This is a genomic window from Bifidobacterium sp. N5G01, from assembly GCF_002742425.1.
GTDB classification, from domain to species: Bacteria; Actinomycetota; Actinomycetes; order Actinomycetales; family Bifidobacteriaceae; genus Bifidobacterium; species Bifidobacterium hominis.
This window is the reverse complement of record NZ_NJNP01000002.1, coordinates 1-20,285: the sequence shown is the minus strand read 5'-3', so window position 1 is coordinate 20,285 and position 20,285 is coordinate 1. Positions and strand designations below refer to the sequence as shown.

The window sequence follows — 20,285 nt, the reverse complement described above, 5'->3', positions numbered from 1 at the left end:
TGACCCATGCCAATGGTTGACATTGATTGGCTCAAGGACCACGTCGAGGTTCCGGAAGGCCTTACGTACGAACAGCTTGCCAAGGATCTGGTGAAGGTCGGTCTCGAAGAGGAAGAGATTCACACCTCCCAGCTGGTTGGTCCGATCGTCGTCGGCTACGTGGTCGATGCCACTCCGGAACCGCAGAAGAACGGCAAGATCATCAACTGGTGCCATGTCGACGTCGGTGACGAATACAACGAAACCGATGAGAACGGCAACAAGGTGCCGCGCGGCATCATCTGCGGCGCTCCGAACATGGCCGCAGGCGAGAAGGTCGTCGTGACGCTTCCCGGCGCTGTGCTTCCGGGCGATTTTAAGATCGAGCCGCGCAAGACCTACGGTCATATCTCCAACGGAATGTGCGCTTCCGAGCGTGAGCTTGGTTTGGGCGATAACCATGATGGCATCATCCTGTTGCGCAAGTACGGCTTCACCCCGGAAGAGTATGAGAAGCTCCAGCCGGGCGACGACGCCATGCACCTGCTGCACTTGGATGAGCCGCTGCTGGAAATCAACATCACTCCGGATCGCGGCTACGCGTTCTCATACCGTGGCGTGTCTCGCGAATACCATCATTCCACCGGTGCCGCCTACACTGATCCTGCTGTCGCTCTGAATGAGAAGGCGCCGATCACTAAGGGTCTGCCGGAAGGCACCAAGACCGATATCGAAGTGATCGTCGACGACAATAATCCGATTCACGGTGTGGTCGGATGCGATCGCTATTACGCTCGCGCGGTCAAGGGCTTCGATCCGGCCAGCCATACGCCGAACTGGATGCGTCGCCGTCTGGCCCGTGCAGGCATGCGTTCCATCTCCTTGGCTGTAGACATCACCAACTATGTGATGCTCGACTTGGGACAGCCGATGCACGCCTACGATCTGGATAAGATCGAAGGACCGATTGTGGTGCGCCGCGCCAATGAGGGTGAGAAACTCACCACACTGGATGGCAAGGACCATGATCTGAGCATCGAAGATCTGCTGATCACCGATTCCCCGAACGGTGAGCGCGGTTCCCGTGTGCTCGGCATCGCCGGCGTCATGGGTGGTCTGTACGGCGAGGTTACCGCTGAGACCAAGAACATCCTGCTGGAATCCGCGCACTTCGATCAGGTGTCGATCGCGCGTTCCGCACGCCGTCACAAGATTCCGTCCGAAGCCTCCCGTCGTTTCGAACGCGGTGTGGACGACCAGCTGCAGCCGGCAGCCGCCCAGATGGCGGCCGAACTGATGGTCAAGTACGGCAATGGCGAGCCGAGCGAGCACCCGACCGACTTCAATACCGTCTCTAACCGCCGTCCGATCCTGTTCAAAGCTTCGGAAGTGGCTCGTGTGGCAGGACTTGATACGGACGTGAACACCATCAGCGACATTCTTACCGATATCGGTTGCTCTGTCGCAGGAGGCGGCAACGGCGAGTTTTCCGTGGTGCCTCCGAGTTGGCGCCCCGACTTGAACGAGCCGTGCGATCTGGTTGAGGAAGTGGCACGTCTTGTCGGATATGACGAGATTCCCGTCACCGTGCCGCCGGCACCGGTCGAAGGCAGGGTCGGTCTGACTGCTGAGCAGCTGCGTAAGCGTCAGGTTGCCGATGAACTTGCCGAATACGGCATGGTGGAAACGTTGAGCTATCCATTCGTCGGCGATGAGGATTACAAGAACTTCGCGTTGGACGCCGCTGAGACGAAGAACATCAGCGTGGAGATCGCCAACCCGCTCGCCGGTGATCGTCCGTTCCTGCGTCGTGACATTATTCCAACGCTGGCACAGACCGTTCAGCGCAATCTGCGTCGCGGTGTGGAGAATGTGTCGCTGTATGAGATTGGCCACGTGTATCTGTGGAATCCGAACGCTCCGGCGATTCCGGCGCTGCCGGGTGCCGTCAAGCCGACGGACGAGCAGCTTGCCGCGCTTGATGCCGGTCTTCCGGAACAGCCGATGCACGTTGCTGGCATTCTGACCGGCAACGCCGTTGACTCCGGTTGGCTGGGCGACCGCCGCGCAGTGGATTGGTCTGACGCCGTCGAGGCGGTGCAGCGCATCTCCGACCGTATTGGCGCAGCTCTCACACTGGATCAGCCGAAGGCTGAAGATGTGTCGGCACAATGGCATCCGGGCCGTGCAGCCCGCGTGATGGCCGGTGACGTATTCGTCGGCATGGTCGGCGAGCTTCACCCGCATGTCAACGAGGCGTTGGGCTTCCCTGCCCATTCCGCGGCCTTCGAATTGGATTTGACCGCGCTGTTCGCCACGTTGAGCGGCAAGCCGGTGCAGGCCAAGCCGATTTCCACCTTCCCGCCGGTCAAACAGGATCTGGCTTTCACGGTGTCCACCGACGTTACGGCCGCTGAACTCAAGCAGGTCATCGTCGAAGCCGCCGGAAACAGTCTTGAAAGCATTGAGCTGTTCGATGTGTACACCGGCGACCAGCTGGGCGAAGGAGAGAAGTCCTTGGCCTACGCGGTCACATTCCGTGCTTCGGATAAGACTCTCGCCTCCGAAGACAGCGAAGCTATCCGCAAGCGTATTGTGGATGAAGCGTCCAAACTGGGTGCGCAGCTGCGCGCCTGATCTCGACCTTCCCAAGAACAGAGGATGATTATGAACGAACCGGAACAGTATCAGCCGAACAACACCGACGAACGTCAGGAGACGGCTGATGCTGCTCCGGTTTCGTCATCTTCTGGTGCCGCTGCGCCTTCACAGCCGGAGTATGGTCAAATCAACCAACCCGAATATGGCGCGATGAGCAGTCAGCTGCCAGCCGGCTACGATCCGTACGTGTATGGCGCGCCTGAACCTGAACCGCAACCTGTGGATGCCGTCCAGCAGCAGAATATGCAATATCAAACGGGGCAATACCCTCCAAACGGGCAGCAGCCAATGCCTCCGTACAATGCGAACGGACAACAGAATCCATACGGCGCCAATCCGTATGGGTCAAATCCGTATGATCCGAACCAATATCCACAGCAGGGCAATATGCCCTATCTGCCGAATCTGGATCTCAACGATCCCCGGCAGAATCCCGCATACGGCCATTGGGATGCCTATGCGATCATGTCTCTCGTGTTTGCCGTGCTGATGCCGGTGCCGGTCCTTCCTGCGTTGGTCGGCGCAATCTCGATGTGGCGCACCAAGAAGCTCCACATGAAAGGGCATGGCTTGGCTCTCGCCGCGGTGATCATCAACGTGCTGTATACTTTGGCCGTGATTTGGTTGGCGATGCATGGACTATCCGTCGCCGACCTGTATAACGAGACCTTGCAGTACATGCTTGGCGGTGCGGGATCAGGCCAAGGAGACGAGTCAATCACCGCCTGATTCGGCGTGTTTCCTTGTCTTCTGATAATCGTCATAGTCACGCAATGACCACTATGCGACACGAAACGAATGCATAATTATGCAATATAGTGCATAAAGTGTATGCTGAATGTGTTTTCAGTGAGTCAATGAAAAGAGACGTGACTATGGCCAAATACACAGTAGCCGTGGCCGGCGCGACCGGATATGCGGGAGGCGAGGCCCTCCGTATCCTCGCGGCCCATCCATATTTCGAAGTGACGTGCGTGACCGGGCATTCGTCCGTTGGGGACAAGCTTGGCAAGCATATGCCGCATATTCCGCAACTTGCCGACCTTGTGGTGGAAGACACCACTCCGGAAGTTCTTAATGGGCACGATGTCATCATTCTTGCTCTGCCTCATGGGGCATCCGGCGCATTGGCCTCGCAGCTTGATCCGAATGCCGTGGTGGTGGACTTGGGGGCCGACCATAGGCTTGAGGAAAAAACCGCATGGGATGAGTTCTACGGCGGTGACTTCTATGAGCACTGGACTTACGGCATGCCTGAGCTTATTACCGGCATATCCGAAGATGGTTCTTACCGGCGCCAACGTGAAGTGATTCCAGGAACCACGCGTATTGCCGGTCCGGGATGCAATGTGACCGCAACCACATTGGCGCTGCAGCCGGGCATTGCCCAAGGGCTTGTTGAGCCGACGGATATTGTTGCCGATCTGGTGGTCGGCTACTCCGGCGCAGGGAAGAATCTGAAGCGCGTCAATTTGCTTGCAGCTGAGGCATTCGGTTCCGCATTACCGTATTCTGTCGGCGGCACTCATCGTCATATTCCTGAGATTTTGCAGAACTTCGCCCATGCTGCAGGAAAGAACGCAGCTGCGGCAAATGAGTTCACGCTGGGATTCACTCCTATTCTTGCGCCAATGGCCCGTGGCATTCTTGCCTCGGTTTCCGCTAAACTAACCGATAAAGCATTGAGCATGTCGGATGCTGAAATCAGGCAGGTTTGGGCTGACGCATATGCGGATCAGGATTTCATGATTGTTTTGCCTGAAGGCGTTATGCCGGCCACCGCCAACATCATCGGATCGAACGCGGCCCATATTCAGGTGGCCGTCGACCGCAAGGCAAGTCGTTTGCTGGCCTTCGCGGCAATTGACAACCTCAACCGTGGCACGGCCGGACAAGCGGTGCAGTCGTTGAATGTAGCACTGGGACTTCCTGAAGATGCAGGACTGACAAAGATTGGAGTGGCGCCATGAGCGTAACGTTTGCGCAAGGTTTTTCCGCGGCTGGCGTGGAAGCCGGTATTTCCGCAGTCGAAGGTAAGAAGGATCTGGCTCTTGTGGTCAATAACGGTCCGCTGGATATGGCTGCCGGAGTGTTCACTTCGAACCGTTTCTGCGCAGCTCCCGTGCAGTGGACGCGCAAGATCGTGGCCGACGGTCATGTGAAAGCCGTCATCCTTAATTCCGGAGGCGCAAACGCATGCACCGGCCAGCCGGGATATGAGCAGTCCAAGGCCACGGCCCAAAAGGTCGCGGCGCTTGTAGGTGCCAAAGACAGTGATATCGCGGTCTGCTCCACGGGCCTGATCGGTGAGCTTCTGCCTCTTGACCATGTGCTTTCTGGCGCAGACAAAGCGTTCGCGGCCCTTGCCGATACCGCTCAGGCCGGTGCGGATGCGTCCCATGCCATCATGACCACCGACACCAAGCCGAAAACCGTTGAGTTGGAAGGCTCCAACGGCTTCCATATCGGAGGTATGGTCAAGGGGTCGGGCATGATTGCCCCGCAGTTGGCCACCATGCTGTGCGTCATCACTACGGATGCCGTGGTGAGCGCCGGCCAGTTGCAGGCGGCATTGAATGCCGGAGTGGAGATGTCGTTCAACCGCATCGATGTGGATGGATGCATGTCCACCAACGATACGGTGCTCCTGCTCGCATCCGGCGCTTCGGGCATCGAACCCGATCCGGACGAATTCAACGATCTCGTTGCGCAGGCCACGGCGTCTCTGGCACGCCAGATCATCGGCGATGGCGAAGGCGCGAGCCACGACATCCGTGTCAAGGTGATCGGCGCCACCACGGAGGATGCGGCGCTTGCCTGCGGTCGTGCGGTGGCCGCGTCCAACCTGCTTAAATGCGCCATTTCCGGCAATGACCCGAATTGGGGACGTATCGTCAGCTCGTTGGGCACCGTGCCGCCGGAAGTCGCGCCATACGATTCCACTAAAGTCACGGTTGATGTCAATGGCGTGCGTATCTGTGAGAACGGCGGAGCCGGACGCGACCGATCCGAAGTCGACATGACTCCGCGCGAGGTGCACATCGACATAGATTTGCATGCGGGAAATGCGGAAGCAACTGTCTGGACCGACGATTTGACCCACGAATACGTACACATTAATGCAGATTACGAAAGCTGATTGAACGGTAATGACCAAGGAACTCAAAGGACCTGGATTCCATTTTGACGTGCATACCGATTTGCGCGCCGACCAAAAGGCGGAAGTGCTGATTGAGGCACTGCCATGGCTTGAGGAATTCGCCGGACAGCGCATCGTCATCAAATATGGCGGCAATGCGATGATCGACGATCATCTCAAAGCCTGTTTCGCTGAAGATATGGTTTTTCTGCGACAGGTCGGCTTGCATCCGGTTGTGGTGCATGGCGGAGGCCCGCAGATCTCGCACATGCTTAAGGCTTTGGGCATTAAGTCGGAATTCAAGGGAGGTCTGAGGGTCACCACGCCGGAGGCCATGGATGTGGTGCGTATGGTTTTGACGGGCAAGGTTTCCCGTGAACTTGTCGGATTGATCAACGCCCATGGCCCGTTCGCAGTCGGTCTTTCCGGCGAGGATGGTGCGCTCTTTTCCGCCATGCAGCGCAAGCCGATCATCAATGGCTCTCCAACCGATATTGGTTTGGTCGGCGACGTGGTGAGCGTCGACGCATCCGCGGTTGAGGATCTGATCAATGCCGGACGCATTCCTGTTGTTTCCTCGGTGGCTCCAAATGAGGATGATGCTACCGAAGTGTTGAATGTGAACGCCGATTCCGCGGCTGCGGCGCTTGCGGCCGCCCTTGGAGCCAGCAAGCTGGTCGTGTTGACTGATGTGGATGGCTTGTACGCCGATTGGCCAGACAAGGACTCTTTGATCGGACGCATCGGCGTGGAGAACCTACGCGATATGCTGCCGGATTTGGAAAGCGGCATGCGTCCCAAGATGGAGGCCTGCGTCAGGGCCATCGACGGAGGTGTGCCTCGCGCCCATATCATCGACGGACGCAAGCCGCATTCCATCCTGAATGAGATTTTCACCACAGATGGCATCGGAACCATGGTCGTTCCCGAAGACGGTATTGAAATGAGGAGCTCGTATGGCAACTGAACAATTGGAAAACCTCGGCAGTGAGGACGCCAAGTGGCTGGGGAAGTACTCCCGAGTGCACATGAACGTGTTCGGCACGCCGCTTCGCGTTATGGACCACGGAGAAGGCGCGCATGTCTGGGACGTCGATGGCAATGAATACCTCGACTTCCTTGCGGGCATTGCGGTGAACGCACTCGGCTACGCCCACCCGAAATGGGTGAAGGCCGTCAGCGAGCAGGCCGCCAAAGCCGCCCATGTGAGCAACTACTTCGCCACGGAGCCGCAGATCAAACTGGCGTCGAAGCTCATTGAGCTTGCGGACGCTCCCGAGGGATCTCATGTGTATTTCGGCAACTCCGGAGCGGAAGGCAACGAGGCGGCATTGAAGCTTGCCAAACTGTATGGACGCACCTTGCCGGGCGCATCGCCTGCCATTGGCGGGAAGCCGGCACGTATCATCGCCATGACCCACGGCTTCCATGGGCGTACCATGGGCGCGCTGTCCGCAACGTGGAAGCCCTCCATCCGAGAAGCGTTCGAGCCGCTGGTTCCCAATATCGAATTCGTCGAAGCTGGTGACGAGGCCGCATTGCATGACGCGTTTGCCGAAACCGGTCCCGGCAAATACGGCAAGGGACCTGTCGCCGCCGTCATCATGGAACTGATCCAAGGTGAGGCTGGCGTGCGTCCGCTTGGGGCCGGCTATGTGAAGAAGGCCCGTCAGATGTGCGACGACAACAACGCGCTGCTCATCATCGATGAGGTCCAGACGGGTATCGGGCGTACCGGATCCTGGTTCGCGTTCCAGCGTGAGGATCTCTCGGGCGGAGTGGTTCCGGATATCGTAACCTTCGCCAAGGGCGTTGCAGGCGGTTTCCCGATGGGTGGCATGATCTCCTTCGGCGCCAAGCTTTCCGCACTGTTCACCCCAGGCTCCCACGGCTCCACCTTTGCGGGCAATCCGCTCGGAGCGGCCGCCGCGATGGCCACGTTGGAAACCATTGAGGAAGACGGCCTTGTGTCCAACGCCGAGGCGCGTGGCCAGCAATTGCGTGACGGCATCATGGCTTGCGGCAATCCGCTTTTCGTCTCCGTGCGTGGACGTGGCTTGCTCGATGCGGTCGAACTTGTCCATCCATGTGCGCATGCGGCGATGAATTGGGCGTTGGAGCACGGCTTGATCGTCAACGCGGTGGCGCCAGATGCGCTTCGTCTTGTTCCTCCGCTGGTGGTGACTGAACAGGATATTGATCAGGCCATCTCCATCCTCGCGAAGATCCCCGCGAATCTTCCCAACGACTGAACATAGCCGGCAATCACAACGAACTGAAACTCTTTTGAAAGGAGCCAACAATGGCAACTCCTGAATTGCGCCACATGTTGCGCGATGACGATCTCAACCATGAAGAACAGAAGCAGGTTCTCGAACTCGCCATCAAATTCCACAACGATCGTTTCTACCATCAGCCATTCGCCGGCCCGCAGGGCATCGCGGTGATCTTCGACAAGCCGAGTACCCGAACCCGTTCCAGCTTCTCCATTGGCGTTGCCGAACTGGGCGGCTATCCGCTGGTCATCGACAAGTCCGGCTCCCAGCTTGGCCGTGGCGAACCGGTCGCCGACACCGCACGCGTGCTTGACCGCATGGCCTATGGCGTGGTGTGGCGCACCTTTGGCCAGGATCGTGTGGAGGAAATGGCCAAGTATTCCACCCATCCGGTGGTGAACGCTCTGACGGATGAATTCCATCCCTGCCAGATTCTTGCCGACTTCCAGACTATCGCAGAACATCGTGGTGGCGTCGACAATCTGAAAAACCAGACCATCGCCTACCTCGGCGACGCGGCCAACAACATGTCGAACTCCTATCTGCTTGGTGGCGCCGTGGCCGGCATGAACGTGCGTGTCGCAGGGCCGAACGGCTATCTGCCGGATCCGCAGATCGTTGCCGATGCCGAAGCCATCGCATCCGAAACCGGCGGTTCCGTGTTGGTGACCACCGATCCGAAGGAAGCGGTCGCCGGTGCCGACTGTGTGTTCACCGATACATGGGTTTCCATGGGCGAAGAATCGGAATACGCCATCCGTTCCAAGCCGTTCTGGGATTATCAGGTGAACGCCGAACTCATGTCTTATGCCAAGGAAGACGCTATCTTCCAGCATTGCCTGCCGGCATACCGTGGCAAGGAAGTCACCTCCGAAGTCATCGACGGACCACAGTCCGTGGTGTGGGACGAGGCCGGCAACCGTCTGCATGCGCAGAAGGCACTGCTGACTTGGCTTACCGGCAAGACCCGCGGCGATGAAAGCCTGCTGGCCTGATGACGGACCAAACACCTGCGCTGCAACGTCCTGCCACACGGGCCGCTCGATTGAGCGCCATCGAGCAGGCGTTGCTGACGCGCATCGTCACCTCGCAGTCGCAGCTGTCCCAGATTCTCGCGGATCAGGGCATCGAAGTGACCCAGGCCACCTTGAGCCGCGATCTTGACGAGATCCATGCCACCAAAACCCGTTTGGCTGACGGAACCGTGGCCTATGCGCTGGGCAGACAGCCGGAGGAAAGCGCGTCGGCCAATCCTGATGCAAAAACGGAACAACAGATGAATCGTGTGCTTTCGGGACTGGTCACTTCGGTCGCGGCGGCTAGGAATCTGGTGGTGGTCCACACGCCGTCTGGCGCGGCCCAGTATGTGGCAAGTGTGATCGACAAGCAGCCCATCGATGGCGTGCTCGGCACCATTGCCGGGGACGATACCGTCATGGTGATCTGCGCCGATGACGATTATGCGAAACAGCGTGCGCAATGGCTGTTGGACGTCGTGTCCAAAGGCTGAATAGCCGTATAGTGGACGCGACGCACCGTATATGCATAAATATACAGAGCATTGCATATACTGATGAATAACGTTTGATGTTAGAAAGGGAAACCATGAGCGATCAGAATCGTCTCGTCTTGGCATATTCCGGTGGTCTGGATACCTCCGTCGCCATCTCATACCTAAAGGAACGCACCGGCAAGGATGTCGTGGCCGTGTCCCTCGACGTCGGTCAGGGTGGCGAAAGCCTCGAAACCATCAAGCAGCGCGCGCTTGCCTGCGGCGCCGTCGAAGCCTACGTGGTCGACGCCCGTGACGAATTCGCCAATGAATACTGCATGAAGGCATTGAAGGCCAATGCGCTGTACGAAGGCGTGTATCCGCTGGTTTCCGCCATTTCCCGTCCACTCATCTCCAAGCATCTTGTACGTGCCGCACACCAGTTTGGTGCTGACACCATTTCCCATGGCTGCACCGGCAAGGGTAACGATCAGGTTCGTTTCGAGGTGTCCATCTCTTCCATCGACCCGACGTTGAAGGCCATCAGCCCGATCCGCGACCTGTCGTTGACCCGCGACGTCGAAATCGCCTTCGCCAAGGAGCACAAGCTTCCGATTGTGCAGACCGAGAAGAGCCCGTTCTCCATCGACCAGAACGTGTGGGGCCGTGCCATCGAAACCGGCTTCCTCGAGGATCCGTGGAACGGCCCGACCAAGGACTGCTATTCCTACACCGATGATCCGGCATTCCCGCCGGTCGAAGATGAGGTCGTCATCGAATTCAAGCAGGGCATCCCTGTCAAGATCGACGGTCATGACGTCACCCCGCTGCAGGCTATCGAAGAGATGAACCGTCGCGCAGGTGCACAGGGCATCGGACGTATCGATCTGATTGAGGACCGTCTGGTCGGCATCAAGTCCCGCGAGCTGTACGAGGCTCCGGGCGCTATCGCACTGATCACCGCCCACCAGGAACTCGAAAACTGCTGCCTCGAGCGCGAGCAGCACCGCATCAAGCGCGATATCGACAAGCGCTGGGCCGAACTCGTCTACGATGCGCAGTGGTTCTCCCCGGCAACGCAGTCCCTGAACGCCTTCATCGAAGACACCCAGAAGTACGTTTCCGGCGAAATCCGCATGATCCTGCACGGTGGGCGCGCCGTCGTGACCGGTCGTCGTTCTGACACCTCGCTGTATGACTACAATCTGGCCACTTACGATTCCGGTGATAGCTTCGATCAGAAGTCGTCCAACGGCTTCATCGACATCTATGGTCTGCCGAGCCGTGTGGCCGCAGCCCGCGACGTCAAGTTCGGCAATGGCATCGAGGTTCCGGAAAACAGCGTCGAGTAAGCGAGTTTTTTACGCTGAATCGTCTCGATAATGGGGGAGAGCGTACCGTTAGGACCATCCTGACTGGTATTCTCTCCCTCAGTCATATCTGCAAGGAGAATGAAGTAACAATGACCGAGAGCACAACCAATGGTGAACACCTCGCCCTGTGGGGCGGCCGTTTCAAGTCCGGCCCGTCTCCGGAACTCGCGCGACTAAGCAAGTCCACCCAATTCGATTGGCGTCTTGCCGATGACGACATCGCAGGCTCACGTGCCCATGCCCGTGCGCTTGGACGTGCAGGACTGTTGACCGCCGATGAATTGCAGCGTATGGAAGACGCTCTCGACGAACTGCAGCGCCGTGTGGACTCCGGTGCGTTCGCTCCGATCGAAGACGATGAGGACGAGGCCACCGCATTGGAACGTGGGCTGCTTCAGATCGCCGGAGATGAGCTTGGAGGCAAGCTTCGCGCCGGTCGATCCCGCAACGATCAGATCGCCGCGCTGATTCGCATGTGGCTCCGCCGCCACAGTCGCGTCATCGCCAAAATGCTGCTTGGTCTCGCAGCCACACTGACCGAACAGGCCGAAAAGGCCGGACGCACCGTCATGCCGGGCCGCACCCACATGCAGCACGCCCAGCCGGTGCTGCTCGCACACCAGCTCATGGCCCACGTGTGGCCGTTGCTGCGCGACGTGGAACGTCTTGCCGATTGGGATAAGCGCATCGACGCCAGCCCGTATGGTTCCGGCGCCCTCGCCGGCAACACTCTCGGCTTGGAGCCGGTGGCCGTGGCCCGCGAGCTCGGTTTCTCCAAGGTGACCGCGAACTCCATCGACGGCACCGCCAGCCGTGATCTGGTCGCCGAATTTGCATTCATCGCAGCCATGGCGGGCGTCGACATCAGCCGACTGTCTGAAGAGATCATCATTTGGAACACCCAGGAATTCGCGTTCGTGCGCCTTGATGACGCCTATTCCACCGGCTCGTCCATCATGCCACAGAAGAAGAACCCGGATATCGCGGAACTCGCACGAGGCAAGTCCGGCCGTCTCATCGGCGATCTGGCTGGTCTGCTCACTACGCTAAAGGGCCTGCCTACCGCTTATGCGCGTGATCTGCAGGAAGACAAGGAAGCGGTGTTCGACCAGGTCGACACGTTGGAAGTGCTTCTTCCGGCCTTCACCGGTATGGTCGGCACCATGGTCTTCAACAAGGAGCGCCTCGAAGCGGAAGCTCCGACCGGCTTCGCCCTTGCCACCGACATCGCTGAATGGCTCGTCAAGAATGGCGTGCCGTTCCGTCATGCGCATGAGCTTTCTGGCGCATGCGTGAAGATCGCCGAAGACCGTGGTCAGGAACTTTGGGATTTGACCGACGATGACTTCGTCGAGGTCTTCAAGGAATTCCTTCCGGCCGACAAGGCACCTGAAGTGCGTGAGGTGTTGTCCACCGAAGGTTCGGTTTCCGCCCGTAACGGCAAGGGAGGCACGTCTCCGCTGCGCGTGCGCGAGCAGATCGTTTCCGCGAAAACCGCCATCGAACAGCTGCGCGCGTTCGCGAACTCCGTCAGCGATGGCCCTGCATACAAGACGCCGGAATCATTGCTCAAGTGAGCTTTAATCGGATCCCAAACAAACGATTCCGAAGTCGACGAAACGAAAACCAATCGACACCAATCGAATAGGCAAGGCAAAGCGGTGCTGCTGACACGCATGCAGATACAACATCTTGTCCGTATTCACGGGCGGGAAATCCTTAACCATGAACATATGCGGATCGAGAGAGAATGCTACCAGCATGGCGTGGTCACCACATTCGCGCATTCCATCCGTGTGGCCTGTCTGGCCGTATGGATCGCAGACAGGCTGCACTTATGGCATAGGGTGGATTTGCGTTCGCTGATTCGCGCCGCTTTGCTGCATGATTATTTTCTTTATGATTGGCACGAGTGGGACGATGGTGTGCATCGCATGCATGGTTTCACTCATGGTGGCACCGCCATGCGCAATGCCATGCGCGATTTCCGCCTCAATCGTGTGGAACGCGACAGCATCGAAAACCATATGTTCCCGCTGACGCCTTGCCCACCAAGGTATATCGAAGGATATCTGGTGACTGTGGCTGACAAGATCAGCGCCACGCAGGAGACGTTTTCTCTGGACCGTTTCAACAAGCCGGCGCTTGGCAATCCGGAGAGTGGAAAGTGAAATGCATGGCATGATTGCATTGGAATACCTGTTTTTATGGTTCCTGCTGTATGCATTTGTCGGATGGGTGTACGAGTCGATTCTGGTATCCATTTCGGAACATCGTTGGGTGAACCGAGGTTTCCTCAACGGTCCGCTTTGTCCGATCTACGGTTGCGGCGCGGTTTTGGCGATTGTGCTGTTGCGCGATCTGCATAACCCCGTGGTGATTTTCTTCATTTCGTCGTTTGGCGCATGCACGCTCGAATACGTTACCTCTTGGGGTATGGAAAAGCTGTTCCACGCCCGATGGTGGGACTACAGCCACTACCGGTTCAACATTCAGGGGCGAATCTGCCTACTGGGAGCCGTGGTGTTCGGCTTTGCGGGCGTGATCATCACTGACGTCACCCAGCCGGTGGTGGAACGTATAACACGGATGATTCCTTTGCCGGCCGTGCATTGGATGTGTGCGATTTTCGCTGTGATCGTTATTACAGATACCGTCATCACAGTGCTTGGCGTCATCGATCTTGCCGACAATCTTGCGAAGTTCAGCGAAACCGTCCAAACATATGCGGAAAAGGCCGGCGACTCGTTGCAATGGGGTAGGGATGCTTTCCGAGATAAATTCCGTGGTACGTTCCAAGGCCTGTCGGAATCCTCCCAGGAGGCGTTTGAGGCTCTTGCCAACATGCAGGCCACTGCAACTTCCATTTTGAACAGACAGCAGCGTCGTATGATCAGTGCGTTCCCGCGTTTGCGCTCCACGGATTCCACCAAATACAGCAAGATCATCGAAACCGTACGTGAAATGCTGCGTCGCAGGCAATCGCACAATAATGCCGACATCAAATAATTCCACGAAAAACGCCGAGTGTGGCTGTCTTCATCTTCTGCGAAACTGTAGGATGCGTAAAACGCAGTATCATCCGCAATTCAATAGGGAGAAAGCACAGCTATGGCTCACGTCATCGATTTCAAGGAGGCCGGTTTCGAGTCCGTCCTCGATGAACTGGAATGGCGCGGGTTGATTTCCCAGTCCACTGACAGGGATCGACTCGCCGAAGCGTTGAATGGAGATCCCATTTCCTATTATTGCGGTTTTGATCCGACCGCAGCTTCCCTGCATATCGGCAATCTGGTGCAGCTGATCAATATGCGCCATCTTCAGGCTGCGGGTCATCATCCGATTGCTTTGGTCGGCGGCGCCACCGGTTTGATCGGCGATCCGCGCCAGTCGGGCGAACGCACGTTGAACCCGAAGGATGTCGTGGCTGGTTGGGCCGAGCGTCTGAAGGCGCAGATCGGCGGCATTCTCGAAGTGGAAGGCAGCAATCCGGTTCGTTTCGTATCCAACTATGATTGGACCGCCTCCATGAACGTCATCGATTTCCTGCGTGACGTCGGCAAGAACTTCCGTTTAGGCACCATGCTTGCCAAAGACACCGTTGCCCGTCGACTGAATTCTGAAGAGGGCATTTCCTTCACCGAGTTCAGCTATCAGGTGCTGCAGGGCAACGACTTCCTGCATCTGTTCGACGAATACCAGTGCGTGCTGGAGCTTGGCGGATCCGACCAGTGGGGCAACCTCACGTCCGGTCTTGACCTGATCCACAAGGTACGTGGCGCGGATGTGAACGTGTTCACCAGTCCGATCATCACCGACGCTCAAGGCAAGAAGTTCGGCAAGTCCGAAGGTAACGCCGTCTGGCTTGATGGCACTATGCTGAGCCCGTACAAGTTCTACCAGTTCTGGTTCAACCGCCCCGACAGCGAGATGGAGAACCTGCTGAAGGTGTTCACGTTCCTGCCGAAGGCGGAGATCGAACGTCTTGTGGAGGAAAGCAAGACCAATCCGGGCGCACGCGAGGCGCAACGCACCTTGGCTTGGGAGGTCACCAGCCTGGTGCATGGTGAGGAAGCCACCCGACAGGCCATTGAGGCCGCCGGCGCGTTGTTCGGCCGTGGCGGCGATCTTGCAGGCATTGACGAGTCCACGCTTGAAGCCGCTCTTGACGGCGTGAAGATCGACGGCGAGTTCGCCAAGGCTGCGGTGGGCGACCGTGTGGCGGAAGCCGGCATGAAGGCCGGACTGTTCAAGTCGATTTCCGAAGCGCGCAAGACGATCAAGGCCGGCGGCGTGTATCTGAACAACGCCCGTGTTGAAGACGAAGAGCAGATCCTCAACGAAAACGACTTCCTGCATGGCCGTTTCGCATTGATTCGTCGCGGCAAGAAGGCCCTCGGCGTCGTCGAAAACGCGTAAGCGATCGCGAACGGCGCAAACAAGCGTAAGCAAAGAACAAACGAAGACCACCCTCAAAAAATACAAGGAATATAAGGAACAGCATGGCAGAAGAACAGCGCGGATCGCGCGGCAAGTCCTACGGCAACCACAAGTCCTACGGCTCGGGCAGGCCGGGCAATCGCGGCGGCAAGGGATTCAAGCCGCGTGGCAATGGCGGCAAGTCCTACGGCCACAAGTCCGGCGGCTTCCACAACGACGACCATAAGGGCGGATACCGCAAGGGCAATGGCGGCAATTTCCACCGCGACCGCGATTTCCGTCGTGATGGTGAGGGGGAAGGTCAGGAGCGCCGCTTCCATAACGGTCCACGCAAGTTCAACCGTGACGGCGAGCGTCGCGACGATCATCGCGGTTATCGTGGCGGTCGTGGAGACAATCCGCGCTATCAGCGCGATGGCGAGCGTTCCGGTTTCCGTCGTGACGATCGTCGTGATGGCGATCGTAAGGACTTCCATCGTGACGGCGATCGCCACAACTTCCGCCGCGACAACGATCGCAGAGATTTCCATCGTGACGGTGAACGTAGGGACTTCCGTCGTGACGGTGAACGCCGCAACTACCGTGATGGCGAGCGTCGTGACTTCCATCGTGACGATCGTCGTGATGGCGATCGTAAGGACTTCCATCGTGACGACCAGCGCCGCAACTTCCGCCGCGATGACCATCGTGGCAATGATCGTCGTGACGGCGGCCGCCGTAATTTCCGTGATGGCGATCGTAAGGACTTCCATCGTGACGACCAGCGCCGCGACTTCCACAAGGATCGTAACCAGCAGCAGGGTGAGGAACGCCGCGAGTTCACCCGCGAAGAGAAGATGGCTTACCGCGAGGAGAAGCGTGGCGAGTATATGGCCAAGCCACGCCGCAATTCCGATGGTACGGTGAGCTTCCCCTCTCAGAATCCATATACGCATCGTCGTCCTGACGAGCCGAAGATGCCGAAGGGTATCGAATGGCGCATGCTCACCACCGACGATCGTGAACGCCTGCGTGGACTGTCGAAGGAGCACGCGGAGAACATCGGTCTGCACATTCTTGCCGCATACACGCTTGAGGAAAGCAATCCGGAACTGGCTCTCGAACACGCCAAGTGGGTGGCGCGTCAGGCTTCCCGCATTGATTTTGCTCGTGAGACGCTCGCCTTCGTGGCATACCGTCAGGGTGATTATAAGCTTGCACTACGCGAGTTCCGTACCGCGTTCCGCATGAACGGTTTCCTGGATTACCTGCCGTTCATCGCCGACTGCGAGCGTGGCATGGGCGAGCCGAAGAAGGCCATCGAAGTGGCAGCGAGCGACGACGCCAAGTATCTGCGCGGCGAAGCCAAGGCTGAAATGTTCCTGGTTTACGCGGGCGCCTTGGGCGATCTGAAGATGTGGGACAAGGCCATTGAGATCGTGCATACGCTGGGTCGTTCCAAGGGATTGGCCGGCGAATACCGCATGCGTGCGGTGCAGGCCGAACAGTACTTCCTTGAAGAGGCCGGTCGTACCGATGAGGCCATCGCATTGGATCGTCTGCTTGACAAGCTCGAACTGCAGTATGCCGATGTTGAGGATGATGAGACTTCCGATGATCTTGTTGTCGAATACGATATGCAGGAGCTGAACGACGAACTCATGGATGTGCTTGGCATTTCCGAAGATGACGCGCAGTACGCCCCGGAAGATCCTGAGGATGAGGAAGGCGAATCCGAAGCCATCGACGAGAACGGCGAAACCAGCGATGAAACCCAGCTTGAGGCCGAGGAGGCGGAAGCTGGCGCGGAATCCGATGACGAGCCGGCGACTCAGGCCGACGCTGAACCATCCGAAGCCGACAAAGCGGATGAAATCGTGGAAAACGAAGCCCACAGCGCCGAAGATGAGGCCGAGGAATCTTCCGAAGCCTCCGAAGACAACGAGTGAGGTGCGTGGCCCACATGCTGAAGTCCACGAATCAGCCGCTCAGTGAGACATACAAGCTGGCGTTGCTCGATCTTGATGGTGTGGTTTACCGTGGTAAGAACCCTGTGGAACATGCCGCCGAGAATATTCGCAAGGCCGAATCCTTGGGCATGACGGTGGAATACACCACCAACAATTCGTCCAGATTGCAGTCCGTGGTGGCGGACCAGCTGAAAGGGTTCGATCTGGAAGTCGAACCATGGCAGGTCATCACCTCGTCGGTTGTCGCCGCACGAATGGTGGCGCGTGCCGTGCCTGAAGGCTCGAAGGTTTTCGTGCTTGGCGCCCAACATCTGCGTGAGGAAGCGTCCAAGCAGGGACTTGAGGTCGTCGATCGTGCGGAAGAGCAGCCGGTTGCCGCCATTCAAGGCTGGTATCCCGACATGTCATGGAATGAGATGGCGCAGATTGCTTATGCAGTCGAGCATGGCGCGACCTATTTCGTTACCAATCGTGATCTGACCATTCCCCGCGAGCTTGGCATCGCCCCGGGATGCGGTTCCATGATCATGGCGGTGATCAACGCCACCGGTGTGGAACCGGTCTCGTCCGCAGGCAAGCCGGAATCCGCCATGTATGATGAAGCGCGCGTTCTCGCAGCCCATGATGGTGACGATCCGGTGGCCAAGGAACTGTGCCTCGCCATTGGAGACCGTCTTGACACCGATATCGAGGCGGGCAATCGTGGAGGATATGATTCCCTTGCGGTGTTGACCGGCGTCACTAATCCGAACGAACTCATGTTCGCGCCGGCGCATCTTCGCCCAACCTACATCGCCAAGGATTTGCGCGGCCTTAACGAGCCTGCTCCTGAAGTGGTGCATGATGAGGGCGCATGGCTGTGCCGCGATGCGAAGGCTCGTGTTGACGGCGATCGTCTGTATGTCACCGACGTCACCAGCGTCGACGGGTTGCGTGCCGCATGCAGTGCCATGTGGGCCGCTGCTGACAGCGGACGCGACGTGAGCAGCATCATCGTTCCGGAACTCCGTATTTCCTAACGAACAGTTCATGCCGATTATTGGAAAACCATTGCGAAACAGTGATTCCGTTCAAGTGGTTCGTCTTGACGTTGCGTTGTTGGAACGAGGTCTGACCGACAGTCGTTCCAAAGCGCAACGTCTGATCGCGGACGGCAAAGTCAGTGTGAACGGTGTCACCGTCACCAAGGCGTCAACGAAAGTCTGTTGCGATGACGCCATCGCCGCCGATAGGGGAGACGGCTACGTTTCCCGTGGCGCATACAAGCTTGTCGGCGCGTTCGAACGGTTCGCCGACGTCGGATTGCGTTCCGCGCAAGGATTACGTTGCTTGGATATCGGCGCGTCCACCGGCGGTTTCTGCGACGTGCTATTGCGCAATGATGCCGCGCAGGTCATCGCTTTGGATGTCGGCCATGGGCAATTGGATCCGAAAATCGCGCATGACGACCGTATTATCGAAATGAGCGGCGTCAATATTCGCGACGTGTATGCGGAGGATTTGCCGTATCGTCCGGAAATGATTGTTTCCGACGTATCGTTTATTTCGCTGACATATGTGATTCCGGTGATCGCAAGAATCGCCGCACCGCAGGCGCAGATCGTGCTGCTGGTCAAACCGCAGTTCGAGGTCGGCAAAGGCAACCTTGGGAAAAACGGGATTGTCGAAAGTCAGGAATTACGCGAACAGGCGTTGGCATCCGTCGTGGCATGCGCGGAATGCAACGGGCTTGACGTGCGCGCCACAACGGTATCTCCCATTGAAGGCACGCATGGCAATATCGAATATCTGCTGTACGCGGTCATGCAATGAAACAGTGGCTGATTGAGAAAACCGTGTCTGCAGTGTAAGCAAGGCAAATAAGGTAAGTAAAAGAAAATCCGGAAATCATGATTATGAAATTCCGGATTTTTCCATATGGAACGAGCATGTCAGCCGCGTAGGAACCGGTCGATCTGATCCTGCTTGCCCATGATGATGAGCTCGTCGTTGCGGTGCATAATGAGCTCTTTCGAACCGTATTCGAATTCCTTGCCCGGGGATTTGATACCGACCACGGTGATGCCGAAACGTTCATGCACGCGAGCGTCTTCGATTGTGTAGCCGACCACGTGTGCGGGGGTATGTATTTTGACGACGTTGTATGCGCCTTCAAGTTCGATGTAGTCGAGATAGTTGCCGGACACAAGATGTCCGACGCGTTTGCCTGCATCGGTTTCCGCGTTGATGATGTGGCGTGCGCCGATGCGCTGCAAAATGCGGGCGTGTTCCTTCGACACGGACTTGGCCCAAATGTCGGAAATGCCGGCGTCGAGCAGATTGCCGGCGGTAATGACGGAAGCTTCGACGCTGTCGCCGATGGCCACGACGGCCGTGTCGAAATCGGATGCGTTGATTTGCTCCAACGCCATCACATCGGTCATGTCGGCCTGCACGGTGGGAATCTGCGAAGACCAACGGTTCACCAGTTCGCCATCTTTGTCGACGGCGAGCACATCCTGACCCATCATGTCGAGCGTGGTGGCCACAGAGCTGCCGAAACGCCCCAAACCAACTACGAGAACGCTTCTGGTGTTGTTAGCCATGATGTTATACACCTTTCGAAATTCCGTCTTCAAAAAACTATATTCATGTGTGATTGCAGGCAACTGCAAGTATATGAAGCCGTATCGTCAGCCGACCACGATCTGCTCGGTGGGGTAGCGGACGGCCTCGAGATTGTGTGGACGCGAAATCGCGTAGGCGATGGTGAGCGGTCCGAGACGCCCGATGAACATGGTGGCGGCGAGAATGTATAGCACCGTGGGACTGCTTTCACTGGCCACGCCCACCGAGTAGCCGCCTAGGCCGAACGCGGAGCAGGTATCGAACAGTGCGTCGCACAGCGAGCAGTCGGTGATGATCATCAGCGCCATCGACACCACGGTGACCAGCATGAGGCATGCCGTACTTACGGCCACGGCGGTCATAACCGCC

Annotated in this window: 17 protein-coding genes and 1 pseudogene; 16 read left to right on the top strand and 2 right to left on the bottom strand. The window is 57.8% G+C overall.

The annotated features are described in order from the left end of the window. Positions 1 to 6: 6 nt before the first annotated feature. The 16 genes from pheT to CE168_RS03715 all read left to right on the top strand — a co-directional run bounded on the left by pheT (position 7) and on the right by CE168_RS03715 (position 19,121). The gene (gene pheT / locus CE168_RS03795; RefSeq protein ID WP_099571201.1) at positions 7 to 2,616 is read left to right on the top strand and encodes a phenylalanine--tRNA ligase subunit beta; all 2,610 of its coding nucleotides are present in this window, start codon (positions 7 to 9) and stop codon (positions 2,614 to 2,616) included. A gap of 24 nt (positions 2,617 to 2,640) precedes the next feature. Then, positions 2,641 to 3,369, top strand: a complete 729-nt coding sequence (locus CE168_RS03790; protein ID WP_180753691.1) for a DUF4190 domain-containing protein — start codon at positions 2,641 to 2,643, stop codon at positions 3,367 to 3,369. 146 nt (positions 3,370 to 3,515) lie between these two features. After that, on the top strand, positions 3,516 to 4,610 hold the full coding sequence (gene argC / locus CE168_RS03785) for an N-acetyl-gamma-glutamyl-phosphate reductase (protein ID WP_099571199.1): 1,095 nt from the start codon (positions 3,516 to 3,518) through the stop codon (positions 4,608 to 4,610). Beyond that, positions 4,607 to 5,779 carry a bifunctional glutamate N-acetyltransferase/amino-acid acetyltransferase ArgJ gene (gene argJ / locus CE168_RS03780; protein WP_099571198.1) on the top strand — a complete coding sequence of 391 codons (1,173 nt, stop codon included), beginning with the start codon at positions 4,607 to 4,609 and terminating at the stop codon, positions 5,777 to 5,779. Before argC ends, argJ begins: the two co-directional genes overlap by 4 nt. Positions 5,780 to 5,789: 10 nt before the next feature. Continuing rightward, complete coding sequence (argB, locus tag CE168_RS03775; RefSeq protein WP_065435325.1) at positions 5,790 to 6,746, top strand: acetylglutamate kinase; 957 nt, start codon at positions 5,790 to 5,792, stop codon at positions 6,744 to 6,746. Further along, entirely contained in the window at positions 6,736 to 8,031 is a 1,296-nt protein-coding gene (locus tag CE168_RS03770) for an acetylornithine transaminase (RefSeq protein ID WP_099571197.1), read from the top strand. Before argB ends, CE168_RS03770 begins: the two co-directional genes overlap by 11 nt. Positions 8,032 to 8,081: 50 nt before the next feature. Continuing rightward, on the top strand, positions 8,082 to 9,050 hold the full coding sequence (gene argF, locus CE168_RS03765) for an ornithine carbamoyltransferase (protein ID WP_099571196.1): 969 nt from the start codon (positions 8,082 to 8,084) through the stop codon (positions 9,048 to 9,050). Then, entirely contained in the window at positions 9,050 to 9,565 is a 516-nt protein-coding gene (argR, locus tag CE168_RS03760; protein WP_004222349.1) for an arginine repressor, read from the top strand. Before argF ends, argR begins: the two co-directional genes overlap by 1 nt. Positions 9,566 to 9,642: 77 nt before the next feature. Next, a complete protein-coding gene (locus CE168_RS03755) occupies positions 9,643 to 10,899 on the top strand; it encodes an argininosuccinate synthase (RefSeq protein WP_003810287.1) in 1,257 nt (418 codons plus the stop codon). 110 nt (positions 10,900 to 11,009) lie between these two features. Next, positions 11,010 to 12,497: an argininosuccinate lyase gene (argH, locus tag CE168_RS03750; RefSeq protein ID WP_022244997.1), complete on the top strand. Its 1,488-nt coding sequence runs from the start codon at positions 11,010 to 11,012 to the stop codon at positions 12,495 to 12,497. A 99-nt stretch (positions 12,498 to 12,596) separates the two neighbouring features. Beyond that, the gene (locus tag CE168_RS03745) at positions 12,597 to 13,091 is read left to right on the top strand and encodes an HD domain-containing protein (RefSeq protein WP_099571488.1); all 495 of its coding nucleotides are present in this window, start codon (positions 12,597 to 12,599) and stop codon (positions 13,089 to 13,091) included. Between the two features lie 10 nt (positions 13,092 to 13,101). Next, complete coding sequence (locus CE168_RS03740) at positions 13,102 to 13,929, top strand: putative ABC transporter permease (protein WP_099571487.1); 828 nt, start codon at positions 13,102 to 13,104, stop codon at positions 13,927 to 13,929. A 102-nt stretch (positions 13,930 to 14,031) separates the two neighbouring features. Then, positions 14,032 to 15,339, top strand: coding sequence for a tyrosine--tRNA ligase (tyrS, locus tag CE168_RS03735; RefSeq protein ID WP_099571195.1), 1,308 nt, complete (start codon positions 14,032 to 14,034; stop codon positions 15,337 to 15,339). 83 nt (positions 15,340 to 15,422) lie between these two features. Continuing rightward, positions 15,423 to 17,288, top strand: a complete 1,866-nt coding sequence (locus CE168_RS08995) for a helicase (RefSeq protein WP_180753690.1) — start codon at positions 15,423 to 15,425, stop codon at positions 17,286 to 17,288. A 14-nt stretch (positions 17,289 to 17,302) separates the two neighbouring features. Continuing rightward, a complete protein-coding gene (locus tag CE168_RS03720; RefSeq protein WP_099571192.1) occupies positions 17,303 to 18,328 on the top strand; it encodes an HAD-IIA family hydrolase in 1,026 nt (341 codons plus the stop codon). Positions 18,329 to 18,338: 10 nt separating this feature from the next. Further along, positions 18,339 to 19,121: a TlyA family RNA methyltransferase gene (locus tag CE168_RS03715; protein ID WP_180753689.1), complete on the top strand. Its 783-nt coding sequence runs from the start codon at positions 18,339 to 18,341 to the stop codon at positions 19,119 to 19,121. A 119-nt stretch (positions 19,122 to 19,240) separates the two neighbouring features. Here CE168_RS03715 and CE168_RS03710 read toward each other — a convergent pair whose 3' ends face one another. After that, positions 19,241 to 19,894, bottom strand: a complete 654-nt coding sequence (locus CE168_RS03710) for a potassium channel family protein (protein WP_033501112.1) — start codon at positions 19,892 to 19,894, stop codon at positions 19,241 to 19,243. An 87-nt stretch (positions 19,895 to 19,981) separates the two neighbouring features. After that, positions 19,982 to 20,285: pseudogene (locus CE168_RS03705) on the bottom strand (potassium transporter TrkG); the annotation flags it as partial.

What these genes read in the sequence shown, in the direction of transcription:
- pheT (WP_099571201.1), top strand. Translation starts at nt 7, where the DNA reads ATGCCAATGGTTGACATTGATTGGCTCAAGGACCACGTCGAGGTTCCG.
- CE168_RS03790 (WP_180753691.1), top strand. Translation starts at nt 2,641, where the DNA reads ATGATTATGAACGAACCGGAACAGTATCAGCCGAACAACACCGACGAA.
- argC (WP_099571199.1), top strand. Translation starts at nt 3,516, where the DNA reads ATGGCCAAATACACAGTAGCCGTGGCCGGCGCGACCGGATATGCGGGA.
- argJ (WP_099571198.1), top strand. Translation starts at nt 4,607, where the DNA reads ATGAGCGTAACGTTTGCGCAAGGTTTTTCCGCGGCTGGCGTGGAAGCC.
- argB (WP_065435325.1), top strand. Translation starts at nt 5,790, where the DNA reads ATGACCAAGGAACTCAAAGGACCTGGATTCCATTTTGACGTGCATACC.
- CE168_RS03770 (WP_099571197.1), top strand. Translation starts at nt 6,736, where the DNA reads ATGGCAACTGAACAATTGGAAAACCTCGGCAGTGAGGACGCCAAGTGG.
- argF (WP_099571196.1), top strand. Translation starts at nt 8,082, where the DNA reads ATGGCAACTCCTGAATTGCGCCACATGTTGCGCGATGACGATCTCAAC.
- argR (WP_004222349.1), top strand. Translation starts at nt 9,050, where the DNA reads ATGACGGACCAAACACCTGCGCTGCAACGTCCTGCCACACGGGCCGCT.
- CE168_RS03755 (WP_003810287.1), top strand. Translation starts at nt 9,643, where the DNA reads ATGTTAGAAAGGGAAACCATGAGCGATCAGAATCGTCTCGTCTTGGCA.
- argH (WP_022244997.1), top strand. Translation starts at nt 11,010, where the DNA reads ATGACCGAGAGCACAACCAATGGTGAACACCTCGCCCTGTGGGGCGGC.
- CE168_RS03745 (WP_099571488.1), top strand. Translation starts at nt 12,597, where the DNA reads ATGCAGATACAACATCTTGTCCGTATTCACGGGCGGGAAATCCTTAAC.
- CE168_RS03740 (WP_099571487.1), top strand. Translation starts at nt 13,102, where the DNA reads ATGATTGCATTGGAATACCTGTTTTTATGGTTCCTGCTGTATGCATTT.
- tyrS (WP_099571195.1), top strand. Translation starts at nt 14,032, where the DNA reads ATGGCTCACGTCATCGATTTCAAGGAGGCCGGTTTCGAGTCCGTCCTC.
- CE168_RS08995 (WP_180753690.1), top strand. Translation starts at nt 15,423, where the DNA reads ATGGCAGAAGAACAGCGCGGATCGCGCGGCAAGTCCTACGGCAACCAC.
- CE168_RS03720 (WP_099571192.1), top strand. Translation starts at nt 17,303, where the DNA reads ATGCTGAAGTCCACGAATCAGCCGCTCAGTGAGACATACAAGCTGGCG.
- CE168_RS03715 (WP_180753689.1), top strand. Translation starts at nt 18,339, where the DNA reads ATGCCGATTATTGGAAAACCATTGCGAAACAGTGATTCCGTTCAAGTG.
- CE168_RS03710 (WP_033501112.1), bottom strand. Translation starts at nt 19,894, where the DNA reads ATGGCTAACAACACCAGAAGCGTTCTCGTAGTTGGTTTGGGGCGTTTC.